Genomic DNA, 19,673 nt, shown 5'->3' on the forward strand with positions numbered 1-19,673 from the left:
CTCTCTTCATATCATTTCAATATTAATTCATTTCATCCGGCCAGAAGGAAGGCTTTTCCAAGCTGGCACCTAAATAGCGTACGTCTGTACAACCTCCGGAAACCCATGCATAACCTACCATCAATGGATAAGCAATAGCATATCCCATCACATATAAATCCATGTACGAATCTGCCCAACCTCTAAATTCTTGGCAATAACCGTCAGGAAACCTATAATATATATCATCGGCAGAAATGAAAATACGATATTTTGCCACATTCATGCTAACTCCCACATAACCAACTACATTTTTGCCTGAATTGTTGCAAATAATATTCGTAGGAAGTTCTGAAGGCTGAGGAATAAACAATCCACCCATTTCTTCATTGATTTTTATTTTCTCCTGATAATATTCGTACTCGCCCCTCGAAATCTTACGCTGTTTCACCAAAGTGCTATAATGATGAAAGACACGGTTATTATCCGCCTTTATAGAATAGAGCCACTTATCCTTCAATTGAGTATCCTTATTTGTTCCTATATTACCTACTATGATTTTAGCCGACTTATCATGACACCATCCCCGTGCATATGGTGTAGCATCAAAATCAACCACCTCATCAGTGGTAGGGTCATAACGGAACTTGGGATTATATACTGCCCTCACTTCCCAATCTTCCTCGTAACTCCAGAAATAACATCCGCCATCTTCACTCCGCATAGAAAAGCGGATAGAGATGTCACCGTATTTTTCCGGTTGCTCGTAGGTAACGTCATTTATTGTTTCTGTCTCCAATGGATATTGAGGCTCCGAAGTATAAATATCCCCTTCATACACAATTTTCAGACTATAGCTGGCATCTTTATTCAAAGAGCCAATTACAACTTGGTATTTTCCATCTCCCAAAGAAGTGCCATTAAAACAAGAACCATCACTTCCTACTACACTGACTTCTGCATCTATCTTGTTATAATCCTGAGGAATTCCTTCTACATTCAAAGGAAAGGAACAGCTCAAGGAAAAAACAACTGTACTATCTGATATGATGTTACCTTCAACTATAAGCACCCTCGTACTACTCTCCGGCAAGTGCGCATTGAATTTATCCACACAACTGCCAATAGTGAGCCACAACAAGCATATCCATGTTACTATATATTTTGCATTATTCATCGCTTTTTCTTATTAAAACAGATTGATTTCAACTGGCCAGAAGGAAGGCTTTTCCAAGCTGGCACCTAAATAGCGTACGTCTGTACAACCTCCAGAAACCCATGCATAACCTTTGAATCCCGTACGTGGGTCCGGGTCCGGATATACAATGGTATACCCCATCAAGTATAAATCTAAAAATGTATACTCTTCTTTCAGCCCTTTCGCTCCCTGACAATACCCCTCAGGAAGCCTATATTGTATATCATCTGTAGAAATGAAAATGCGATATTCCGCCACATTCAAACTGACACCAACATATCCAATGGCCTGTTTATTTGAGCTTTCACATCTAATGTTCGACGGCAATTCCGAAGGCTGGGGAACAAACAACCCGCCCATCTCCTCATTAAGCTTTATTTTCTCCTGATAATATTCATATTCACCCTTCGAAATCTTACGTTGTTTCACTATAGTACTGTAATAGCAAGAAAAACGAATATCGTCTGCTTCAATGGAATAGAGACACTTATCCTTTACACGATTATCCTTGTTTATTTCCATATTACCTATTATTATCTCGGACGATTCACTATGACACCATCCGCGTGAGTATGGTCTAGCATCATAATCAACGATCTTATCTGTTTCGGGGTCATAAGCACACATAGGATTGTATACGGCCCTCACCTCCCAATCTTCTTCATAACTCCAAGAATAACATGCAGCATCTTTGCTTTGCATAGAGAAACGGATACTGACATCACCATACTCCCCTTGCTGTTCGTAGGTGACATCGTCTATGCTTTCCGTTCCTATCGGATATTGAGGTTCGGAAGTATAGATATCTCCCTCATAGACAATCTTCAAGCTATAGCGGACATCCCTATGCAATGTTCCGACAGCAACCCGGTACTTTCCATTACCCAACGCAACACCCCTAAAACTGGAGCCATCCTCACCGGTTACACAAACTTCAGCATCCACCTTATTGAAATCAGGAGGAACCCCTTCCACATCCAAGGAAAAGGAACGGCTCAAAGAAAACACGACAGCACTATCCGATATTATACTACCTTCAACTATGAGAAGGCCGATACTACTTTCCGGCAAGTGGGCATTGAACTTATCCACACAATTACTAAGGAACAACCATAACGGACATATACATATCACCCAATATACTTTATTCTTCATACCCTTTCAGAATTTAATATTATAAGTAACAAAAGGAATGGGAGCACCGAATATGGACATCTTGTATCCTTGAATCCTACCCTCCTCGGACACAAAATAGACAGAGTACACATTCTTCCTTCCGGTCAGGTTATAGATACCGAAAGAAAGGGAACTGTGGGTCAACAATGTCAGGTGGTGACTGGGTTCAATATTGAACGACAAATCCATACGGAAATAGTCGGGAACACGATAACTGTTACGGTCGGTATAGTAAACCTGCATTTTCTTCAAACCCTGGTCGTAGTATTGCCCGGCAGGAATTGTGGTGGGACGGCCCGTACTGTAATCCATATTGAAAGACATGCTGTAACGGCGGGTAAACTTGTAATTGCCTACAAGCTTGAAGTCATGCGGCTTGTCATACTCGGTCGGATACCATTCTCCACCATTGATGGGACGGGCTATGCGCGGATCATTCTGACGCAAGAAAGTGCGCGAATAAGTATAGCTCATCCACCCGTTCAGTTTTCCAGCCGGTTTTTTCACCTGGAATTCCACGCCGTAAGCATATCCCTCCGTATTGATGACATCCGTCTCCAGATGGTGGTTCATCAGGATTTGGGCGGAACTGCGATAATCCAGATAATCAATCAGCTTTTTGTAATATCCTTCTACAGATAATTCCAGAAGTTGCCCCGGCGTATTATAGTAGGCGCCTGCCGCCACCTGCCAGCCACGTTGAGGCTTGATATTGGGGTCGCTCAGCTTCCAGGTATCTGTAGGAGACATAACGGCAGTATTCGATACCTTATGGATATACTGCCTCATCGTATTGAAACCGGCCTTTACGGAAAAATCATCTGTAAAGGCATAACGTGCCGACACTCTGAATTCCGGTCCGTGATAGGTCTTGATGACCTTTCCATTCCCCGCCGTGATAGAATCCGCCACCGAAGACATGGAGGGCAGTATACCTTCCTGATATGTATAGTAAGTGCACGGTCCCAAAGCATTGAGCATGGAATAGCGTATACCCGCATTGATGGAGAGCCTGGAAGTTATATCCCATTCATCCCCTATATAAACGGCACTTTCCAGTGCTTTATCCTTTTGCAGTTCATCATATCTTACCAGCGAATTAGGCCCCACCGGCTCGTAGGTCCCGGAATTCACATTATACAGCTGGCTCATCAAACCGAAGTTCACCGCATGGCTATTGCCGGCTTGATAAAGAAAGTCCGCTTTTCCAAACCATTGGTTAATGGCAAAAGACAGCCGTGCGGCAGACGCTTCCTCCACCGTTTCATCATTTCGGTAATCGTAGTGGTCATAACCGAAAGAGAAGTTTCCGGTCAGCTTTTCTGCAAAGACAGTCCTCCAGTTTGCCGAGAAATTCATATTGTTGTAGGCATACTTCTCATTGTCATTAAAGGCAAAACGGTCGTGACTATAATAGCCATAGACATTCAGCTTGTTGCGCTCGTTCAGCGTATGCGAGAAGACAGTCCCCAAATCATAGAAACCGGCTTTCCCATCACGATACCCGCTTTTGTTGGGCAATGTCTTCATTATCCAGTCCGAATAGGTCGTACGTCCACTCAGCAGAAGGGAAGTCTTTTCCTTAATGATGGGAATCTCGAGATTCAACTTACTGGTCACAAGCCCGATACCTGCAGAACCGGTAAACTTTTCCTTGTTCGCCTCCTTGCTGGTGATGTTCAGTACGGAAGCGATACGCCCGCCATACTGGCTGGGGATACTGCTCTTATAAAGTTCCGCATCCTTTATCATGTCCGAATTAAAAGCCGTGAAAAAACCGAAAAGATGATTGGGGTTATAAATCGTTCCGTTATTGAAAAGAAGCAGGTTCTGGTCAGCGGCACTCCCACGCACATTGTAACCGCTTGATGCCTCCCCCACTGTCTTGATGCCGGGAAGTGTCTGTATCATCTTCAGCACATCCACCTCACCCATAGCCGTAGGAATGTTTTTCAGCAGGGCAGGCTGCAGCTTCTCCATTCCCAACTGCACACTTTTCACGTTCTGTATACGCCCCGAAACAATAAGCACCTCATCCAGCATATGGTCTTCCTCTTCCAACTCGATATGGACAATGCCTTCACCATAAAGCATAAATTGCCGATGGGTCACTTTGATATTCATCCCACTGATTTCAAGAATATTATAGCCTGCAGGCAGGTCAATGGTAAATTCCCCCTGACGGTTGGTCGTCGTAGCTACCCACGGCTCTCGATGAATGATGTTGATACCATCCAGATTCTGGCCGGTCTTAAAGTCAGAAACTCTTCCGGTCAAAGTTATCATATCTCCGGGGGCAGGCTTGTACTTGTTTCCTATCTCATAGACCTTGTTTTCTGAAGAAGACTTCACAATAGGAATGTATGAAGGCAATAGTTCCTCATCCGTCTCCAACTTTTCCCCCATCAATACCGGTGGCAGCGAGGTGGCCAGAAAAACCTCCGGCAAGACAAATATTCTGTCACCATAAACCGTCACCTTATAGATAGTAGCTGCCAAAGCCTCTCTCAAGTACTCGGCAGTGGGGTTCTTCACCTCTGCCCGCTTCACTTTAAAAGGAACCGTTATCGTTGTATAAATACGGCAAGACGTGCCCTTTTCTACTGCATCCATCAATTCGAATATGGAAATGCTGTCCATAGCCATCTGTTGCTGTGCAAACATGCCGAAAGGCGACAATAGGAGGAAAAAGGCTACTGTATATTTAAGATTATGTGCTTTCATATTATTTTCCATGAATTAAGGAATCAATATATTCCGTTAACCGAGTCATTGCCCGGACACCGCCATCTTCCTTGAAGTCCAGCCGCTCTTTCCGGCAATAAGCCTTCAACTGCTTCTTGTATGTAGGAAAAAGTTTCAAGAAACCCGAACGGGAAGTTATCACATAATCGGTTCCGCCACTGCGAAGACTGAAATAGCTCTTTTTCTTGAACCGGCTGTAATAAAGATCGTTTTTCTTCACCTGAGACTCCATTGTGGATACGATATACTGTGTCAGGCACATTTGCGGACTATCATATAGCAACGCAGCGAAACAGTCACCCTGCGGTACAAACTTCTGTCCTTCTATGACAAAATAATCCACTTTCCGCATATCTACCTGCAAGGTTATCCGTTTCTCCGGAGTAACCACAATCAGACTCTTTTTATAGGTATCATAACGGAGCTGCAAATCCGAGTAAAGCCATCTGCCATAACAGACAGCCCCCTCGCGAAATTCATCCGTATTCCAATAGGGATGGTTAAGATACTTCTGCTGGTTATAATTTTCCTCTGCCTTACCGGAGTAAAGAGCAGCATAATCTCCTGCCGCTTTTCTGAATTCATCAAAAACGGCTTGTTGTGCACAAACCAAAGATGGAAAACATAGGACGCATAGTAGCGTGTAAAGGTGTGTTTTTCGCATATATGTGAAGTGTTATAAATGAGGATGGGACAAATATAACATTTCACTTTTAAAAATAAAATTATTATTATATATAATTCAAATAAAAACAAAAAATAGAACCATAATCGGATGCTAAACACAAAGCTAAATATTTAGCATGCAAGCAGAAGCACATTACAATAAGATTAAAGCACCATTCATCCTCCGCCATCAATTATACTTACATATATTTATAAAAAAACGATACAGCACAATCGCTCAAGCCGCAACAATATCCTTCCCGAAAGGAGTCAATGCCAGCCCTGCCAGCTTAAAATGTTGGATACCGAACGGAATGCCTATAATGGTGATGCACAGCAATAACCCGAATCCCAAGTGCGAAAGGCAAATCCAAATGCCGCCCAAGAATATCCAAAGAATATTCATCAGCACATAGAGGCAACCGTTGGAACGTTCCCCGCTACGAACCTCTTTGCCGAAAGGCCACAAGGCAAGGCTTGCCATTTTCAAGGTCTGCATGCCGAAAGGGATGCCAATAATGGTGAACATCATCAATAAACTTGCAATAAGATACTCCACAGCAGTGATGATACCTCCAAACATCAACCACAAGATATTCATAAAACAGCCCATAACTTTCCTTTTTTTGATACTGAACACAAATATAGCATTATTTATTTGAATGTTCCGTCTCCCAGTCACTAAATTCAAAACTCAGCTGTTCCCAGACTCCTTTCTCCTCCCCCTCTTCACGGGGGTTGGAAACGGAAAGCCCAATCAAACGGATAGGATGATGTTCATAATCCACTTCCTGCAGCAATTGCTTTGCCAAAGGCAGAATCACGTCAAGGGCAACCAGCTCCTTTGCTTGGGTCATACTGCGGGTAATCTGGCTAAAATCATGAAACTTGATTTTCAGCGTCAGCGTATTCCCGCGGAAATTGGCGTGCTCCAGTCGCCCCACCAGCTCCACTGCCGCATGGTACAGCTCTATAATGACGGATGAACGCTTGCTGATGTCCTTCTCCAACGTATGTTCGCAACCCACAGACTTGCGGATGCGGACAGCCTCTACCGGACGGGTATCGATGCCACGGGCAAAATCATAATAAATTGTCCCCACTTTGCCAAATTCGCGGGTCAGCATCTCCAAAGACTGCATACGCAGCTGTTCCCCGTTGTGAATCCCCAAAGTGTGCATCTTCTTCGCCGTTACCGGTCCCACTCCCCAGAAACTTTCAATGGGCAGCCGGGCAACAAAGTCCAGTGCCTGGGCAGGATGTATGGTGCAAAGCCCGTCCGGCTTGCGGTAGTCCGAGGCTATCTTGGCAAGAAACTTATTATAGGATATGCCGGCGGAAGCCACCAGATTCAACCTCTCCCGCACCTTCCGCTTTATCTCCTTCGCGATGTCTACAGCCAATGGAATGCCCGGTTTATTCTCCGTCACATCCAGAAAAGCCTCGTCCAGCGAAATGGGCTCGATGACATCCGTATATTCATGAAAGATTTCGTGTATCTGGCGGGAAACGGATTTGTAGACTTCCATCCGTCCCGGGATAAAGATAAGTTGGGGGCACAGCCGCTTTGCCTTCAGTGACGACATGGCAGAACGCACCCCGAAACGCCGTGCCTCGTAACTGGCTGCCGCCACCACTCCCCGCTCCTCCGCATGGCCCACGGCAATGGGCTTGCCCCGCAATGCAGGGTTATCACGCTGTTCTACGGAGGCGTAGAATGCGTCCATATCGATGTGTATAATTTTTCGTCCGGTCATTCTTCTTTCAACTCCCCGATACAAAGATACACTAATTTTTCTTCATCCGAAGTATCCGCCGATAGACATAAATGAAGGCTGGTATTAAAAAGGCATCTGCAAAAATCCATGCAGTAGGGTCACCAAAACACACGGCCAGATAGCCGAAAGCCGGAACAGCCAGCAGGCTGACCAGTATCCGGGCAATCATCTCCGAGACACCGGAAAGCATGGCAAGATTGGTATATCCCACCCCCTGGATAGTGTATTGCAGGATGCAGAGCAGTCCCAAAACCGGGAAAAAGGAAACGGAAATGTGCAGGAACAACTCCGTATTCTTTAAAATCTCCAACTCAGAGGCATCTACAAAGAGCAGGGCAAAAGTCCTGGCACCGAACATCAGTACACAGAAAGTGAACGCCCAATAAACAATCATCATCAAGGCGCTCGCCTTGACTCCCATCCAGATACGTTCCGGCTTGCCCGCACCGTAGTTTTGCCCGCTATAGGTGGCCATTGCCATGCCCAGACTCTCGAAAGGACACATGAAAAACATCTTGATACGCATGGCTGCCGTGAATGCAGCCACACAAGCCGTACCCAAAGCATTATTGGCGCTTTGCAGCATAATGCTGCCAATGGCAGTAATGGAAAATTGCAGTCCCATGGGTACGCCGATGTACATCAGTGTGCGTGCCAAAGCACCGTCGAATTTCCGCTCGGCTGGCGTTGTCTTCAGAATGTCGAAACGACGCATCATATAGATGTAGCACAATATGGCCGAGACGCCTTGTGAAAATACGGTAGCGATGGCAGCTCCTGCCACTCCCCAACCCAGTACCAGAATGCAGAACAAATCGAGCAGGATATTCAGTACCGTAGAGAGAAGTAGAAACCAAAACGGCGTCTTGCTGTCACCCAATGCACGGATAATACTGGACAGCAGATTATAGAAGAAAGTAAAGGGAACCCCGATAAACGTGACAAGCAGGTAATAATAGGCTCCCGTGAATATGTTCTCCGGCGTACTCATCATGTGCAGAATATCTGCACAGTAAATGCTGGTAACCACGGCAATGACAACAGACATCACCGCAGCCAGCTGCAGGCTGACAGCCACATAACGGCGCATCGTGACATAATCCCGCGCACCGAACTTTTGCGCCACGGGAATGCCGAAACCTCCGCAACAGCCATTGCAGAATCCCAGAATAAGAAAAACGACCGAAGTGCTTGCCCCGACTGAAGCCAAGGCGTTGATACCCAGAAAGCGCCCCACGATAGCTGCATCTACCAATGAATAGGTCTGTTGCAGCAGATTGCCGAGCAGTAAAGGCAAAGTAAAGTTGAAAATCAACGGAAGAGCCCGTCCTTCCGTCATTTCTCTGGATGTTGCCATAAATCTGATACCTCCGAAATTGGGTGCAAAAATACGAAAAGATAGCGTTTACAGACTTGACGAAGGTCAAATTTAATAGGGAAGCTTAAGAAGAAGGAAGGCGAAGGACAAATCATTCCATCATGGGGAAAATATTATTCCACCACTAGGAAAAAATCGTTCCACCATGGTGGAACGATTTTTCCTCCACGATGGAACGATTAAATCTATGCAGATTCGGAGCTTAGTATTTACACTCGCGAATTATCTCTATCAGCTGCCGGAAATCTTCGGGATGAACATCTCCGATATTGCCGATACGGAAAGTGTCGGCTTGCGAAATCTTTCCCGGATAGATGACAAATCCACGTTCTTTCAGTTGTGTGTAGAAAGTTTTGAAGTTGAAATCGGCATGAGGATAGAGGAAAGAAGTAATAACGGGCGATTGAATCTCGTCCGGCAGCAACGTTTGGAAACCGAGGGAACGCATGCCGTCCACCAGCACGCGGTGGTTCTCGCAATATCTGTTGTGACGGGCCTCCACACCGCCCTCCTCTGCCAGTTCGTCCATGGCTTGCTTGAAGGCGCGGACCACGTGTGTAGGAGAAGTAAAACGCCATTTGCCATGTCCTTTCTCCATGGCTTCCCATTGGTCGTAAATGTTGAGAGAGAGTGACTTGGAGACGCCCTTGCAGTGCAACAGCTCGGAACGGCGAGCGATGATGAAGCCAAATCCCGGAACGCCCTGGATGCACTTGTTGGCACTGCTGATGAGGAAGTCTATGCCCAGTTCGTGTACATCGAGGGGAACACCGCCGAAGCTGCTCATGGCGTCTACAATCAGTTTCTTGCCGTACATCTTGACGAGGTGGGCTATCTCCTTGAGGGGATTGAGCACGCCGGTAGTGGTTTCGCAATGCACCACGGCAACGTGGGTGATTTCGGCATTGTGCGAAAGATAGTCGTCGACGTAGCTGACGGAGACTTGCTCTGTTTCGTCAAAAGCAAGCATGTCGTACGAGATGCCGTGATACTCGGCGATGTTGCCCATGCGGTCGCCGTAGGCGCCGTTGCTCAGTATGAGAAGTTTGTCGCCAGGCTTGATGACGCTACCGATGACGGCTTCCACACAGTACGTGCCGCTACCTTGCAGGAGGATGGAAGTATAGTCGCCGGTATGCTGGGTGGCGAGGGAGACGAGGGACTTGCGGATTTCTTCCACAATGTGGAGGTTGTAGTCTTCGTCCCAGGTACACCAGTCGGTCAGCATGGCTTCCTTGACGGTTTGTGAGGTGGTAAGGGGGCCGGGGGTAAGGAGAATGTAGGGTTTCATATGCATTGAGCTTTTAAGTTTATACGTTTATAAGGGTTACAAAATCTCAAGTTTACGGTTTATCTCGGCGATGACTGCGGGGAGCTCGGCAATGGTATCGACCACATAGTGGGCACCGGCGGCAAGCATGCGGCGGCGGACATCGGCCTTACGGGCTTCGAGCTCATCGGCAGGCAAGGAGGAGACTTCCTCTTGTGTCAGTCCCAGTTCGTTACTGCCGAGGACTACGCCGACGGTCCATGCTTTGGCATTGATACCCTCCTTGATGTCGGCGATGGTATCGCCATACTTCAACACACAATCTACGGAGGGGATGGCGAGGTCTGCCATATTCTTATATATCATGTAGGGAGCAGGACGGCCTGCAGGCAACCCGTCGGGAGTGACGCAATTATCTACCGCATAGCCTTTGGCTGTGGCGGCAGGCAGCACAACATCCATCATAGAACGGGTATAGCCGGTGGTGGAGCCAATGCGGATGCCTTGCGCACGCAGTGCGGAAATCGTTTCCACCACACCGGGAATAGGGTCGGTATAATCTTCGAGCGAGGCAAACAACACCCGTTGGAATTCGGCATAACGTGCCTGCACGTCTTCCTCACCGGCGGGACGGCCGAATTTCCGTTCAAATTCCGCACGGACACGCTCTATATCGAACAGCGCACGGATTTCTTCTACTTTGGTCAGCCCCATGTGCGCACGTGTTTCGGCAGCAGTGACGGGAACGCCGATGGCCCGAAAGCTCTCGACAAAGGCGGCGACGGGAGCAAAGCAACCGTAATCGACGGCAGTTCCTGCCCAGTCCATAATGATACATTCAATTCTTTTCATACGATATATTATTATTATTCAGTCTCAAGAAGCAAGGAATTGCCCGGCCGGGACCAACGGCGCAAACGGAAAAGGGAAGAGCCCAACGGTCCCGAAGCATTCTCCTTGCGATAGCGCTGCACCAGGTAGACAGCCGAGCATAGGAAAGCCACGCTGCACACAATGCCGACATAGCCCGACATCAGGTTATAGAAATCCAGCCAGTTGATGTCCGGATTGAAGAATTCCTTGAATACCAATACCACCACCGTACCGGTATACCCGATAAAATCGAGTGTGACAATAAAGAACCCCACATTCCCCTTGATGCGGAAGCAGGCGATGAAACGCTCGAAGAACAACGTCTGGAAGCTGAGGTAAACAGTATAGAGCGACAAACTCTGGAGGAACAGCCACGTCATGGGTGGCAGTTGCAACCCATCGTAATTGAAGGCCACGAATCCCAAGGTCGCTGTGCCGCACGTCACAAGCACCAGCAGCAGGCACAGCACCTTTATATTACTCCTCACCGCGGACATCAGCCCGAAAAGCAACAAGATAATCAGTGTCACCACCGCATCTACCTTGGCAAATGCCCACGACGACAGCCCCGCCGCCTCCACATCCAGAATCTTCACCAGGAAGTCCTCCTTGATGTCCTGCAAGACGGTGATGAACAAGTTTGCCGCAAACAGCATCAGCAATACCGGCATGAAGCTCTTGAAGAGGTCCGCACGCGCCCTGCCGTCCAGCGTCACCCGTTCCGAGCGCAGTGCCCGGTCTGCCGCGGTAGGTTGCGGCATTCTCGTCATCAGCCAGCCCAGCAACGACAGCAGCGGGAAGGCAAAGGCACCGATAAAGGCAGGCATCCAGAACTCACTGATGTGGAGATGTTCCATCACAAACAGCCCGACGGACTTTGCCGTGCCCGAACTGATGGCAATGCTCAGCCCCATTAGGCTCGCCAGCAGGTCCGTCACCCGCCGCCCCTTGAGGAAACTGAAAATCACTCCCCACATGCATCCCAACGAAAGCCCGTTGAAGAACAGCGCAAAGACATTCAGCGGCCGGGGCAACGCTCCGAACAGCACCAGCGAAAGCTCGGCCACCGCCACCGAGAGGATGATGAACTTCAGACGGTTCTCCTTCTTCAGTTCCGAAATTACCTTGATGCCAATCAGCTTGGAAATAAAATAGCCGGAAATCTGCACGATGCTGGTTGCCGTCTTGTAATCCATCCCGAAGAAGTCGAGCCCGTCGAAGCCCGCAGCCGTAAACGGCTTGCGCAGCGCATAGACCAGTGAATAGGAGAGCAAAGCCGCTCCACCCGCCCAAAGGATGAACAAGGCATCAGCCAGTCTCTTGCTCTGTATTATCTATTTTTTCTCACCGTTGAACATAGTGTGTCGTTTAAGTTCGTTCTTGATTTCGGCGGCAAAGATAGAGGCGGGTGCTGACAGCAAAAATGAATTTCCATTATTAATAAACTTCATGAGATGCTCCACTCGGCGCAGGAAGTGTACAATTACAGCGGCATCTACATCAGTTACAGCCTCTCTTCCTCCTCCAATGCCTTAAAAGTGGAGCCTTACCTGATAACCCCTGCCGACAGCAACGACCACGTCAAAGTGGTGCACATGAGCGCCTACAACACCACCCACTTCGGCACTGCTGTCTTCAACAACCACCAGAATGCCTATATCTTCTTCAACGAACGCGAGGCGCCCCAACTGGCCTTGTTCACCATCTACCTGCAACTGCCCATGTACGACTTTCCCCACCTGCTCAAAGGGCTCTACCTCTGTCTGGACTACAACCGCAACCCCATAGCCCGCCGCATCCTCTTCATCAAACACTCGGACAGCACCTCCATGGACGACTTCCTGGAACTGAAAGGCCAGCTCATCCCCCAAGACCAGCTGACCGACGAGCAACGCCCCTACTACAACTACACCTGCCAGCCGGGCGACTTCATCAAAACCTGCTCCGTCCCCTCTCCCCTGCTGAACGAGAAAGACCTGGAACGGGAGAAGCGGATGCTGGAAATCTAAGACAGCCCGGACAGTCCGGGAATTTTCACTTTGCAACCAAGTTGCATCTCCTTTCCGCTACCTTTGCTGCAGAAAATAGAAAATAGGAGGAAACAATATGAGTTGCAAATGCTGCTGCACACACGGACATACAGCGATACAAGAAAAAAGAAACAGTCTGCTGAAAGATTATTGGAGAATCATCCTCTCCGCCCTATTGCTCTTCGGAGGGCTCATCCTGAATGCTACTGACACCACCTTCTTCAAGGGAGAGTATGTACCTTTTATATGGTACTTGCTTGCCTATCTCCCCGTAGGCCTCCCGGTGATGAGGGAAGCCTGGGAAAGCATCCTGCAAAAGGACGTGTTCAGCGAATTCACCCTTATGTCCATCGCCACCCTCGGCGCCTTCTATATAGGCGAATATCCCGAAGGCGTTGCCGTCATGCTCTTCTACTCCTTGGGAGAGCTCTTTCAGGACAAAGCCGTAGACAAAGCCAAGCGTAACATCAGCGCCCTGCTCGACGTACGTCCCGAAACGGCAACGGTCATCAGAAACGGCAGTACACTTGTCGAAGCTCCCCAACGTGTGCAGGTAGGCGAAACCATCGAAGTAAAAGCCGGAGAGCGCGTCCCCCTGGACGGAACGATGCTGGACGAAGTTGCCGCCTTCAACACCTCCGCACTGACGGGAGAAAGTGTTCCCCGCAACATCCGCCAGGGCGGGGAAGTGCTTGCCGGAATGATTGCGACCGACAAAGTCGTACGCATCCAAGTCACCAAACCCTTCGAGAAAAGTGCTCTTTCCCGTATATTGGAACTGGTGCAGAATGCCTCCGAGCGCAAAGCGCCGGCAGAACTTTTCATCCGTAAGTTTGCCCGTATCTATACGCCCACCGTCACCGGACTGGCGGCATTGATTGTACTGCTCCCCTTCCTCTATTCGCTGGCAGATGCACAATTCTCGTTCATCTTCAATGACTGGCTATACAGGGCATTGGTCTTTCTGGTTATCTCCTGCCCGTGCGCCCTCGTCGTAAGCATTCCGTTAGGCTACTTCGGAGGCATCGGCGCCGCCTCCCGCCTGGGTGTCCTCTTCAAAGGTAGCAACTACCTCGATGCCATCACCCAAGTCGACACGGTGGTATTCGACAAGACGGGTACGCTGACCAAAGGCACCTTCGATGTACAATCCTGCCAGGCACAACCGGGAGTTACGGAAGAGAAGTTGATACAGCTTGCCGCCTCGGCAGAGCGAAACAGTACGCACCCCATAGCCAAAGCCATCGTAAGCTATGCCAAACAAAGAGATATAGAGCTGATTGCCACAACGGACGTTACGGAGATTGCCGGCCACGGACTGCAAGCCACTATGGATGGAACGCGTGTCCTGGTGGGCAACACCCGCCTGCTGACTAAGTTCGGGATAGAATATCCCGATGAATTGTCATCAATTGTCGATACGATTGTGGCCTGCGCCATCGGAACAAAATATGCCGGTTATCTGTTGCTATCAGACACATTAAAGGAAGATGCCGTCAACGCCGTCAAAGAATTAAAAGCTTTAAATATCAATAATATTCAGATATTATCGGGAGACAAACAAGCCATTGTTACTAACTTTGCAGAAAAGCTAGGCATCACCCAGGCATACGGAGACCTGCTGCCGGACGGAAAGGTGAAGCACATCGAGGCACTCCGCAGCAACCCTGCCAACCGAATAGCCTTTGTGGGCGACGGCATCAATGATGCCCCGGTTCTTGCCCTTAGCCATGTGGGCATCGCCATGGGCGGACTTGGCAGCGATGCCGCCATCGAAACCGCCGATGTAGTGATACAGACAGACCAGCCTTCGAGAGTGGCCACCGCCATTCATGCGGGCAGGCAAACCCGCCGGATTGTCTGGCAGAACATCTCGCTGGCTTTCGGAGTGAAGCTGCTTGTCCTCATCCTCGGTGCCGGTGGAATCGCCACACTTTGGGAAGCTGTCTTTGCCGACGTAGGCGTCGCCCTCATTGCGATAGTGAACGCCATACGCATACAGAAACTTATTAAATAGAAAAAATGGAAGAAAAGAAATATTTGGACCTATTGGCCAAAAGGGACATACAGCCCACTGCCATCCGCATCCTGGTATTGCGCACCATGATGCAGGCAGGCCGTTCCGTCTCATTGCTCGACCTTGAAACCATGCTGGATACGGTGGACAAATCCACCATCTTCCGTACCCTTACCCTATTCCTCTCCCATCATCTGATACACAGTATAGATGACGGGACGGGTTCCTTCAAGTATGCCGTGTGCAGCGACAGTTGCTCTTGCGACGTAAGCGACCTGCACACCCATTTCCATTGCGAGAAATGCAACAAAACCTTCTGCTTCACCAACATTCCCACTCCGGTGGTGAAGCTGCCTCAAGGATTTACACTGAACAGCATCAACTATGTACTGAAAGGCATTTGTCCGGACTGTGCAGCAGAAGTCAACCGGGAGGCTTAGTTAAAAAATAAAAATCCATGCAGTCATTCATGTTCTTCTCTATCCTTAAGAAATAACATTGAGACAAACACATGGATACAAAAGCTCTTGTCACTTTATGCCAGAAGGGAAACGGGCAGGCCTTGAGCCTGCTCTACGAAAACTATTCAGAGAAAATGCTGAAAGTATGCCTACGCTATATTCCCGACCCAACGATAGCCCAAGATCTTCTTCACGACGGTTTTGTCATCATATTCACTTCCATTCATTCGCTGCGCAACCCGGAGAAACTGGAATACTGGATGAAAAAGATTATGAGAAACCTGGCACTGCAATACCTCAACCATGCCAATGCCAACCCCACCATCCCATTGACAGATATTCCGGAAGAGGAAGAGCCTGCTGAAAATCCTTTTTGTCCGGATTTCATTTCGTACGATAAGATGCTGGATATAGTGGAGAGCCTTCCGGAGGGCTACTGCAAGGTATTTAAACTGGCAGTACTGGAAGGATTGTCCCACAAAGAAATCGGAGATTTACTGGGTATAGCGCCACACTCCTCTTCCTCCCAATTGTTCCGGGCGAAAATTTTACTTAAAAAGATGCTGGCAGGATACCGTGTATTCATTGTTTTGACAGTATTGCTTCTCTTTCCAACGCTGTATGACTATCTGTACAGAGAGAAAAAGAGTATCAGGGAAAACCGTTTGTCCAAAGTTTCTTCCAGGCAAGCCGGGAGTACGCAACAAACAAAGAAAACCGATACTCCCCGAACCGGCGAACAATGCCATACTAAAGAAAATCTGAACAAAAGGGAACGAATCATCCCTCCCGTTCCAGTTTCCACAGAATGGCCCCTTGCCATACCCACAATGAAAGATAGTATCCACAAATATCCCATACCTTCTCCATTCACCGGACAGACCATCACCAACCGGCAGATGGCTTTCGCCTCCTCCCCTTCCCTGATGCCGCCAACCCGCAAGAAGAAATCCGGAAAATGGAAGTTGATGCTGGCTGGTTCACTCGGACCGCAACTGGCACAGAACTTATATAAGCTGATTGCCACTCCACATACCGACGGCATTTCAAGTGACTTCCCTCAACAAGTCAGCACGTGGGAAGAGTATTATTCTTATCTGCACACCCGCTATCAGCAGGGTACTCTGGGAAAAGATTCCATCGGACTCATGCAGATTGCCCAGAATAACAGCGGCAGGATTGTTGAGAACCAGCAACATCATGCCCCCATCGTCGTGGGACTCTCTCTCAGCAAGAAATTGAATGAGCGTTGGAGTCTGGAAACCGGATTGCAATATACGCTTCTCAGGTCGGAGTTCACTACCGGCGAAGCATTCCGCATTCAAGACAACCAGAAGTTGCATTATATCGGCATTCCTCTCCGGCTTTCCTACCGTTTCTGGCATTACAAACGTTTCTCCAGTTATGCCACGGCAGGCATGCAGGTGGATATCCCCATAAAAGGGACACTCCAAAGCTTCCATGTCACGGACAGTATTCCACACAAGCTCGACAGCCAGCCGGTAAGTGCTCCCTGGCAGTGGTCGGTCAACACAAGTATAGGCATACAATATCGCCTCACACCCCAGGCAGGTATCTATCTGGAGCCGACTGTAAACTATTATATCCCCGACGGCAGCCAACTGCGCACCATCCGAAAGGAACACCCGTTCACATTCACCCTCCCGGTAGGCCTCCGCATTTCCTGGTAAAAAAACGATGCGCCACGCAGTCTTTTACCCGACTGATTATCTATTTATATGGATAATTAAACTCAAGAAGGAACAAAGAACATGCAGAAACGACATACCGACCGGGAAAGCTACTTTGATGAACAGTCACAGACCAGCAAGAACTATTATATCCCCTACATAAAGGAAGTCATCGGACACATCCCCGATAAAGTGCTGGAAGTGGGCTGTGGAGAGGGAGGCAATCTGCTTCCCTTTGCCAAAGCCGGTTGCCGGGTGATGGGCGTAGACATTGATGCCATGCGAATAGAGCAAGCCAGGGCCTTCTTCGCCCAAAGGCATCAGCAGGGACAGTTCATTGCCACCGACATTTTCCAGCTTGAGGACAAGGCTACGAATTTTCCCCTGATTCTTCTACACGATGTGATAGAGCATATCAGAGACAAAGAACGGTTCCTCTCCGGCCTACAAAAACATTTGTCTGCCGACGGAGCTGTATTTGTAGGGTTTCCCGCCTGGCAAATGCCATTCGGAGGCCACCAGCAGATAGCACACAGCCACATTGTTTCACATTTCCCTTTTCTCCACCTCCTTCCCCGCACTTTATACAGATGGATATTAAGACTATGCGGTGAGCAGGAACGCGTAATCACGGAGCTACTGGATATAAAGAGCACCGGATGCACCATCGAACTGTTCAATCGCATCGCCCGGCAAGCCAACTATCAAATCATTGACCGGAGACTGTACCTTATAAACCCACATTATAAAATCAAATTCGGCTTGTCCCCACGAAGGCTCAACGGAGTTATTGCTGCTATCCCGTACATAAGAAACTTCTTTTGTACAAGTTGCTTTTACATATTAAAGAAAGGGACTAAAACTGTTAATCACTACTGATTTCCCAGCTTTAGAATTGATTCCGAACCATCAATTTAAGATTATATATTCAGAAGAAACCATTAAATTTCTGAATAGCCCTGATGAAAGAGGGTGTGTAGAAACCCTCATAAACTAAAAAATCACCCTCGCTGCAGATGGTTGTAGCGAAGGTGATTTCAATAAAAGGGGAACTTGCACTTCCTCCCTTTTAATGTTTTTACATCGTTACTTGGTTCATTACAGCCTCGTCAGGTGTCGTTCCTATTTCATCGGCAAATAATATGTGGGTGATAGACCCTCTCGGGGTCGGAGTTTCGATTTTAATTCTTTGACCTTGGTACATCTCCGGAATATCCACCAGCTTACATCTATGGGCTTCGTTATTGCCAAAACTGACATAATAATCTTCCCCTATTACCAGCTTTACAGGTTTACGTTGAGAGAAATGAGTCGGACAAACAGAGCTATCCACTTTTATATCTATCACAAAACCAAGAGCGGATGTTACCTTAGATAGTATATCAATGCTCACATTATAAGCCCCTTTCTCTATCTTGGCTATATTAACACGATTAACACCACAAAGATTAGCCAATTCCTCTTGGGTCATATTTCTCTTCTTGCGAAGAATGGCTAACCGGTTACCAATCCGTTCACGTTCTTTCAAAATCTTCTCTGTACATTTTCCTTCGTGAATTTTCATAAATCTGTTGCAGAATTTAAAGTGTTGCCCCCACTTCTAATAGTTATTGATTTTTGAACAGACAAAAGTAGATATTAATTTTGAATTGTAGCACATTTACTACAACTGTTTTCTAAATGAATATAAAAGGTAGGGGGAGTAGAAGAAAAGAAAAAGCCCCTGAATTACTGGAATTCAAGGACTTACAAACTTCTTTTTACTATTTCCGTGGAGCTGGAGGGAATCGAACCCTCGTCCAAACGAGGAAATCATAAGCTTTCTACATGCTTATCTTTGCCTAAATTTTCGTGCAGCGGCAGAACCAAAGCCATCAACCGTTGCCTTATCCTCTAAATTTTCACCCGCGCCACGAGGCTGACACGAACTATCCCCGATTTGACTGCACCACTTTATCGGAATGCTTCGGAGCAACAGCTTCCGAGTGATGTCACGTCCCAGCACCTGGTGCCGGGATTAAGCTTCAATCTACTATACTTCGATTAAGCAGCGAGAGCGTAACGAGTTTCGCCAGATAAAATTTTGAGGACTGAGATTAAAGTGCAAATCAACGACGCACTGCATGCTTACTTACCATTTCTGCCCGCTGTCAAATCCAGTCAACCCCATGACTTTGTAACGGTCTGAAATTTAAAAGATTGCGTAACTCATTGCTAAGTAGGGAGGGTGAAAAAGGGATAAATGCTACTTTATTTTTCATCCTCTACCGCTTTCTTTGGCCCAAAGATACATATTCTTTTATTAGCAATCACCATATATTTACAAATATTAGCTAATACTGACTTTTCGTGATAAACCTTAATTCCGCAACACTATTATAAAATATTTTTTTTAAGTACCTGAGCAACAA

The 19,673-nt window shown here is 47.6% G+C and carries 15 protein-coding genes, 1 other RNA gene and 1 pseudogene; 5 read left to right on the plus strand and 12 right to left on the minus strand.

Annotation, left to right across the window (positions count from 1 at the left end):
• Positions 1–22 precede the first annotated feature (22 nt).
• The 10 genes from DXD65_RS12375 to DXD65_RS12425 form a co-directional block, all read right to left on the minus strand.
• Positions 23–1,156, minus strand: a complete 1,134-nt coding sequence (locus tag DXD65_RS12375) for a DUF4249 domain-containing protein (RefSeq protein ID WP_009038101.1) — start codon at positions 1,154–1,156, stop codon at positions 23–25.
• Positions 1,157–1,168: 12 nt separating this feature from the next.
• A complete protein-coding gene (locus DXD65_RS12380; RefSeq protein WP_117887689.1) occupies positions 1,169–2,332 on the minus strand; it encodes a DUF4249 domain-containing protein in 1,164 nt (387 codons plus the stop codon).
• Positions 2,333–2,338: 6 nt separating this feature from the next.
• Positions 2,339–5,077 carry a TonB-dependent receptor domain-containing protein gene (locus DXD65_RS12385; protein WP_117887690.1) on the minus strand — a complete coding sequence of 913 codons (2,739 nt, stop codon included), beginning with the start codon at positions 5,075–5,077 and terminating at the stop codon, positions 2,339–2,341.
• A gap of 1 nt (position 5,078) precedes the next feature.
• Positions 5,079–5,762, minus strand: a complete 684-nt coding sequence (locus tag DXD65_RS12390; RefSeq protein ID WP_005832827.1) for a hypothetical protein — start codon at positions 5,760–5,762, stop codon at positions 5,079–5,081.
• A gap of 240 nt (positions 5,763–6,002) precedes the next feature.
• A complete protein-coding gene (locus DXD65_RS12395) occupies positions 6,003–6,377 on the minus strand; it encodes a YccF domain-containing protein (protein ID WP_005832831.1) in 375 nt (124 codons plus the stop codon).
• Between the two features lie 37 nt (positions 6,378–6,414).
• The gene (gene dinB, locus DXD65_RS12400; protein WP_044469011.1) at positions 6,415–7,521 is read right to left on the minus strand and encodes a DNA polymerase IV; all 1,107 of its coding nucleotides are present in this window, start codon (positions 7,519–7,521) and stop codon (positions 6,415–6,417) included.
• 31 nt (positions 7,522–7,552) lie between these two features.
• Positions 7,553–8,899 (minus strand): MATE family efflux transporter, encoded by a 1,347-nt coding sequence (locus DXD65_RS12405; protein WP_057252340.1) that lies wholly within the window; start codon positions 8,897–8,899, stop codon positions 7,553–7,555.
• 223 nt (positions 8,900–9,122) lie between these two features.
• Positions 9,123–10,211 carry a 2-aminoethylphosphonate--pyruvate transaminase gene (locus tag DXD65_RS12415; RefSeq protein ID WP_008665284.1) on the minus strand — a complete coding sequence of 363 codons (1,089 nt, stop codon included), beginning with the start codon at positions 10,209–10,211 and terminating at the stop codon, positions 9,123–9,125.
• A 36-nt stretch (positions 10,212–10,247) separates the two neighbouring features.
• Complete coding sequence (gene phnX, locus DXD65_RS12420) at positions 10,248–11,042, minus strand: phosphonoacetaldehyde hydrolase (RefSeq protein WP_008665282.1); 795 nt, start codon at positions 11,040–11,042, stop codon at positions 10,248–10,250.
• A 14-nt stretch (positions 11,043–11,056) separates the two neighbouring features.
• Positions 11,057–12,397 (minus strand): DUF5690 family protein, encoded by a 1,341-nt coding sequence (locus DXD65_RS12425; RefSeq protein WP_317125006.1) that lies wholly within the window; start codon positions 12,395–12,397, stop codon positions 11,057–11,059.
• A 117-nt stretch (positions 12,398–12,514) separates the two neighbouring features.
• On the opposite strand from DXD65_RS12425, the pseudogene DXD65_RS12430 reads away from it, so the two are divergent.
• From DXD65_RS12430 to DXD65_RS12450, 5 genes and pseudogenes are all read left to right on the plus strand, one after another.
• Positions 12,515–13,072, plus strand: a pseudogene (locus DXD65_RS12430) (hypothetical protein); the annotation flags it as partial.
• A gap of 97 nt (positions 13,073–13,169) precedes the next feature.
• Positions 13,170–15,110: a heavy metal translocating P-type ATPase gene (locus DXD65_RS12435; protein WP_005831907.1), complete on the plus strand. Its 1,941-nt coding sequence runs from the start codon at positions 13,170–13,172 to the stop codon at positions 15,108–15,110.
• Between the two features lie 5 nt (positions 15,111–15,115).
• A complete protein-coding gene (locus DXD65_RS12440; RefSeq protein WP_005831909.1) occupies positions 15,116–15,550 on the plus strand; it encodes a Fur family transcriptional regulator in 435 nt (144 codons plus the stop codon).
• Between the two features lie 71 nt (positions 15,551–15,621).
• On the plus strand, positions 15,622–17,262 hold the full coding sequence (locus DXD65_RS12445; RefSeq protein WP_117878403.1) for a sigma-70 family RNA polymerase sigma factor: 1,641 nt from the start codon (positions 15,622–15,624) through the stop codon (positions 17,260–17,262).
• An 81-nt stretch (positions 17,263–17,343) separates the two neighbouring features.
• A complete protein-coding gene (locus DXD65_RS12450; protein WP_117878401.1) occupies positions 17,344–18,141 on the plus strand; it encodes a class I SAM-dependent methyltransferase in 798 nt (265 codons plus the stop codon).
• A gap of 199 nt (positions 18,142–18,340) precedes the next feature.
• Here the strand turns inward: DXD65_RS12450 and DXD65_RS12455 are convergent, their stop codons facing one another.
• Positions 18,341–18,826, minus strand: coding sequence for a helix-turn-helix domain-containing protein (locus tag DXD65_RS12455; RefSeq protein ID WP_005831917.1), 486 nt, complete (start codon positions 18,824–18,826; stop codon positions 18,341–18,343).
• Positions 18,827–19,031: 205 nt separating this feature from the next.
• Positions 19,032–19,430: a transfer-messenger RNA gene (gene ssrA, locus DXD65_RS12460) on the minus strand.
• Positions 19,431–19,673: the final 243 nt, after the last annotated feature.

The organism is Bacteroides sp. 4_1_36 (genome assembly GCF_003466325.1).
Classification (GTDB): domain Bacteria; phylum Bacteroidota; class Bacteroidia; order Bacteroidales; family Bacteroidaceae; genus Bacteroides; species Bacteroides uniformis.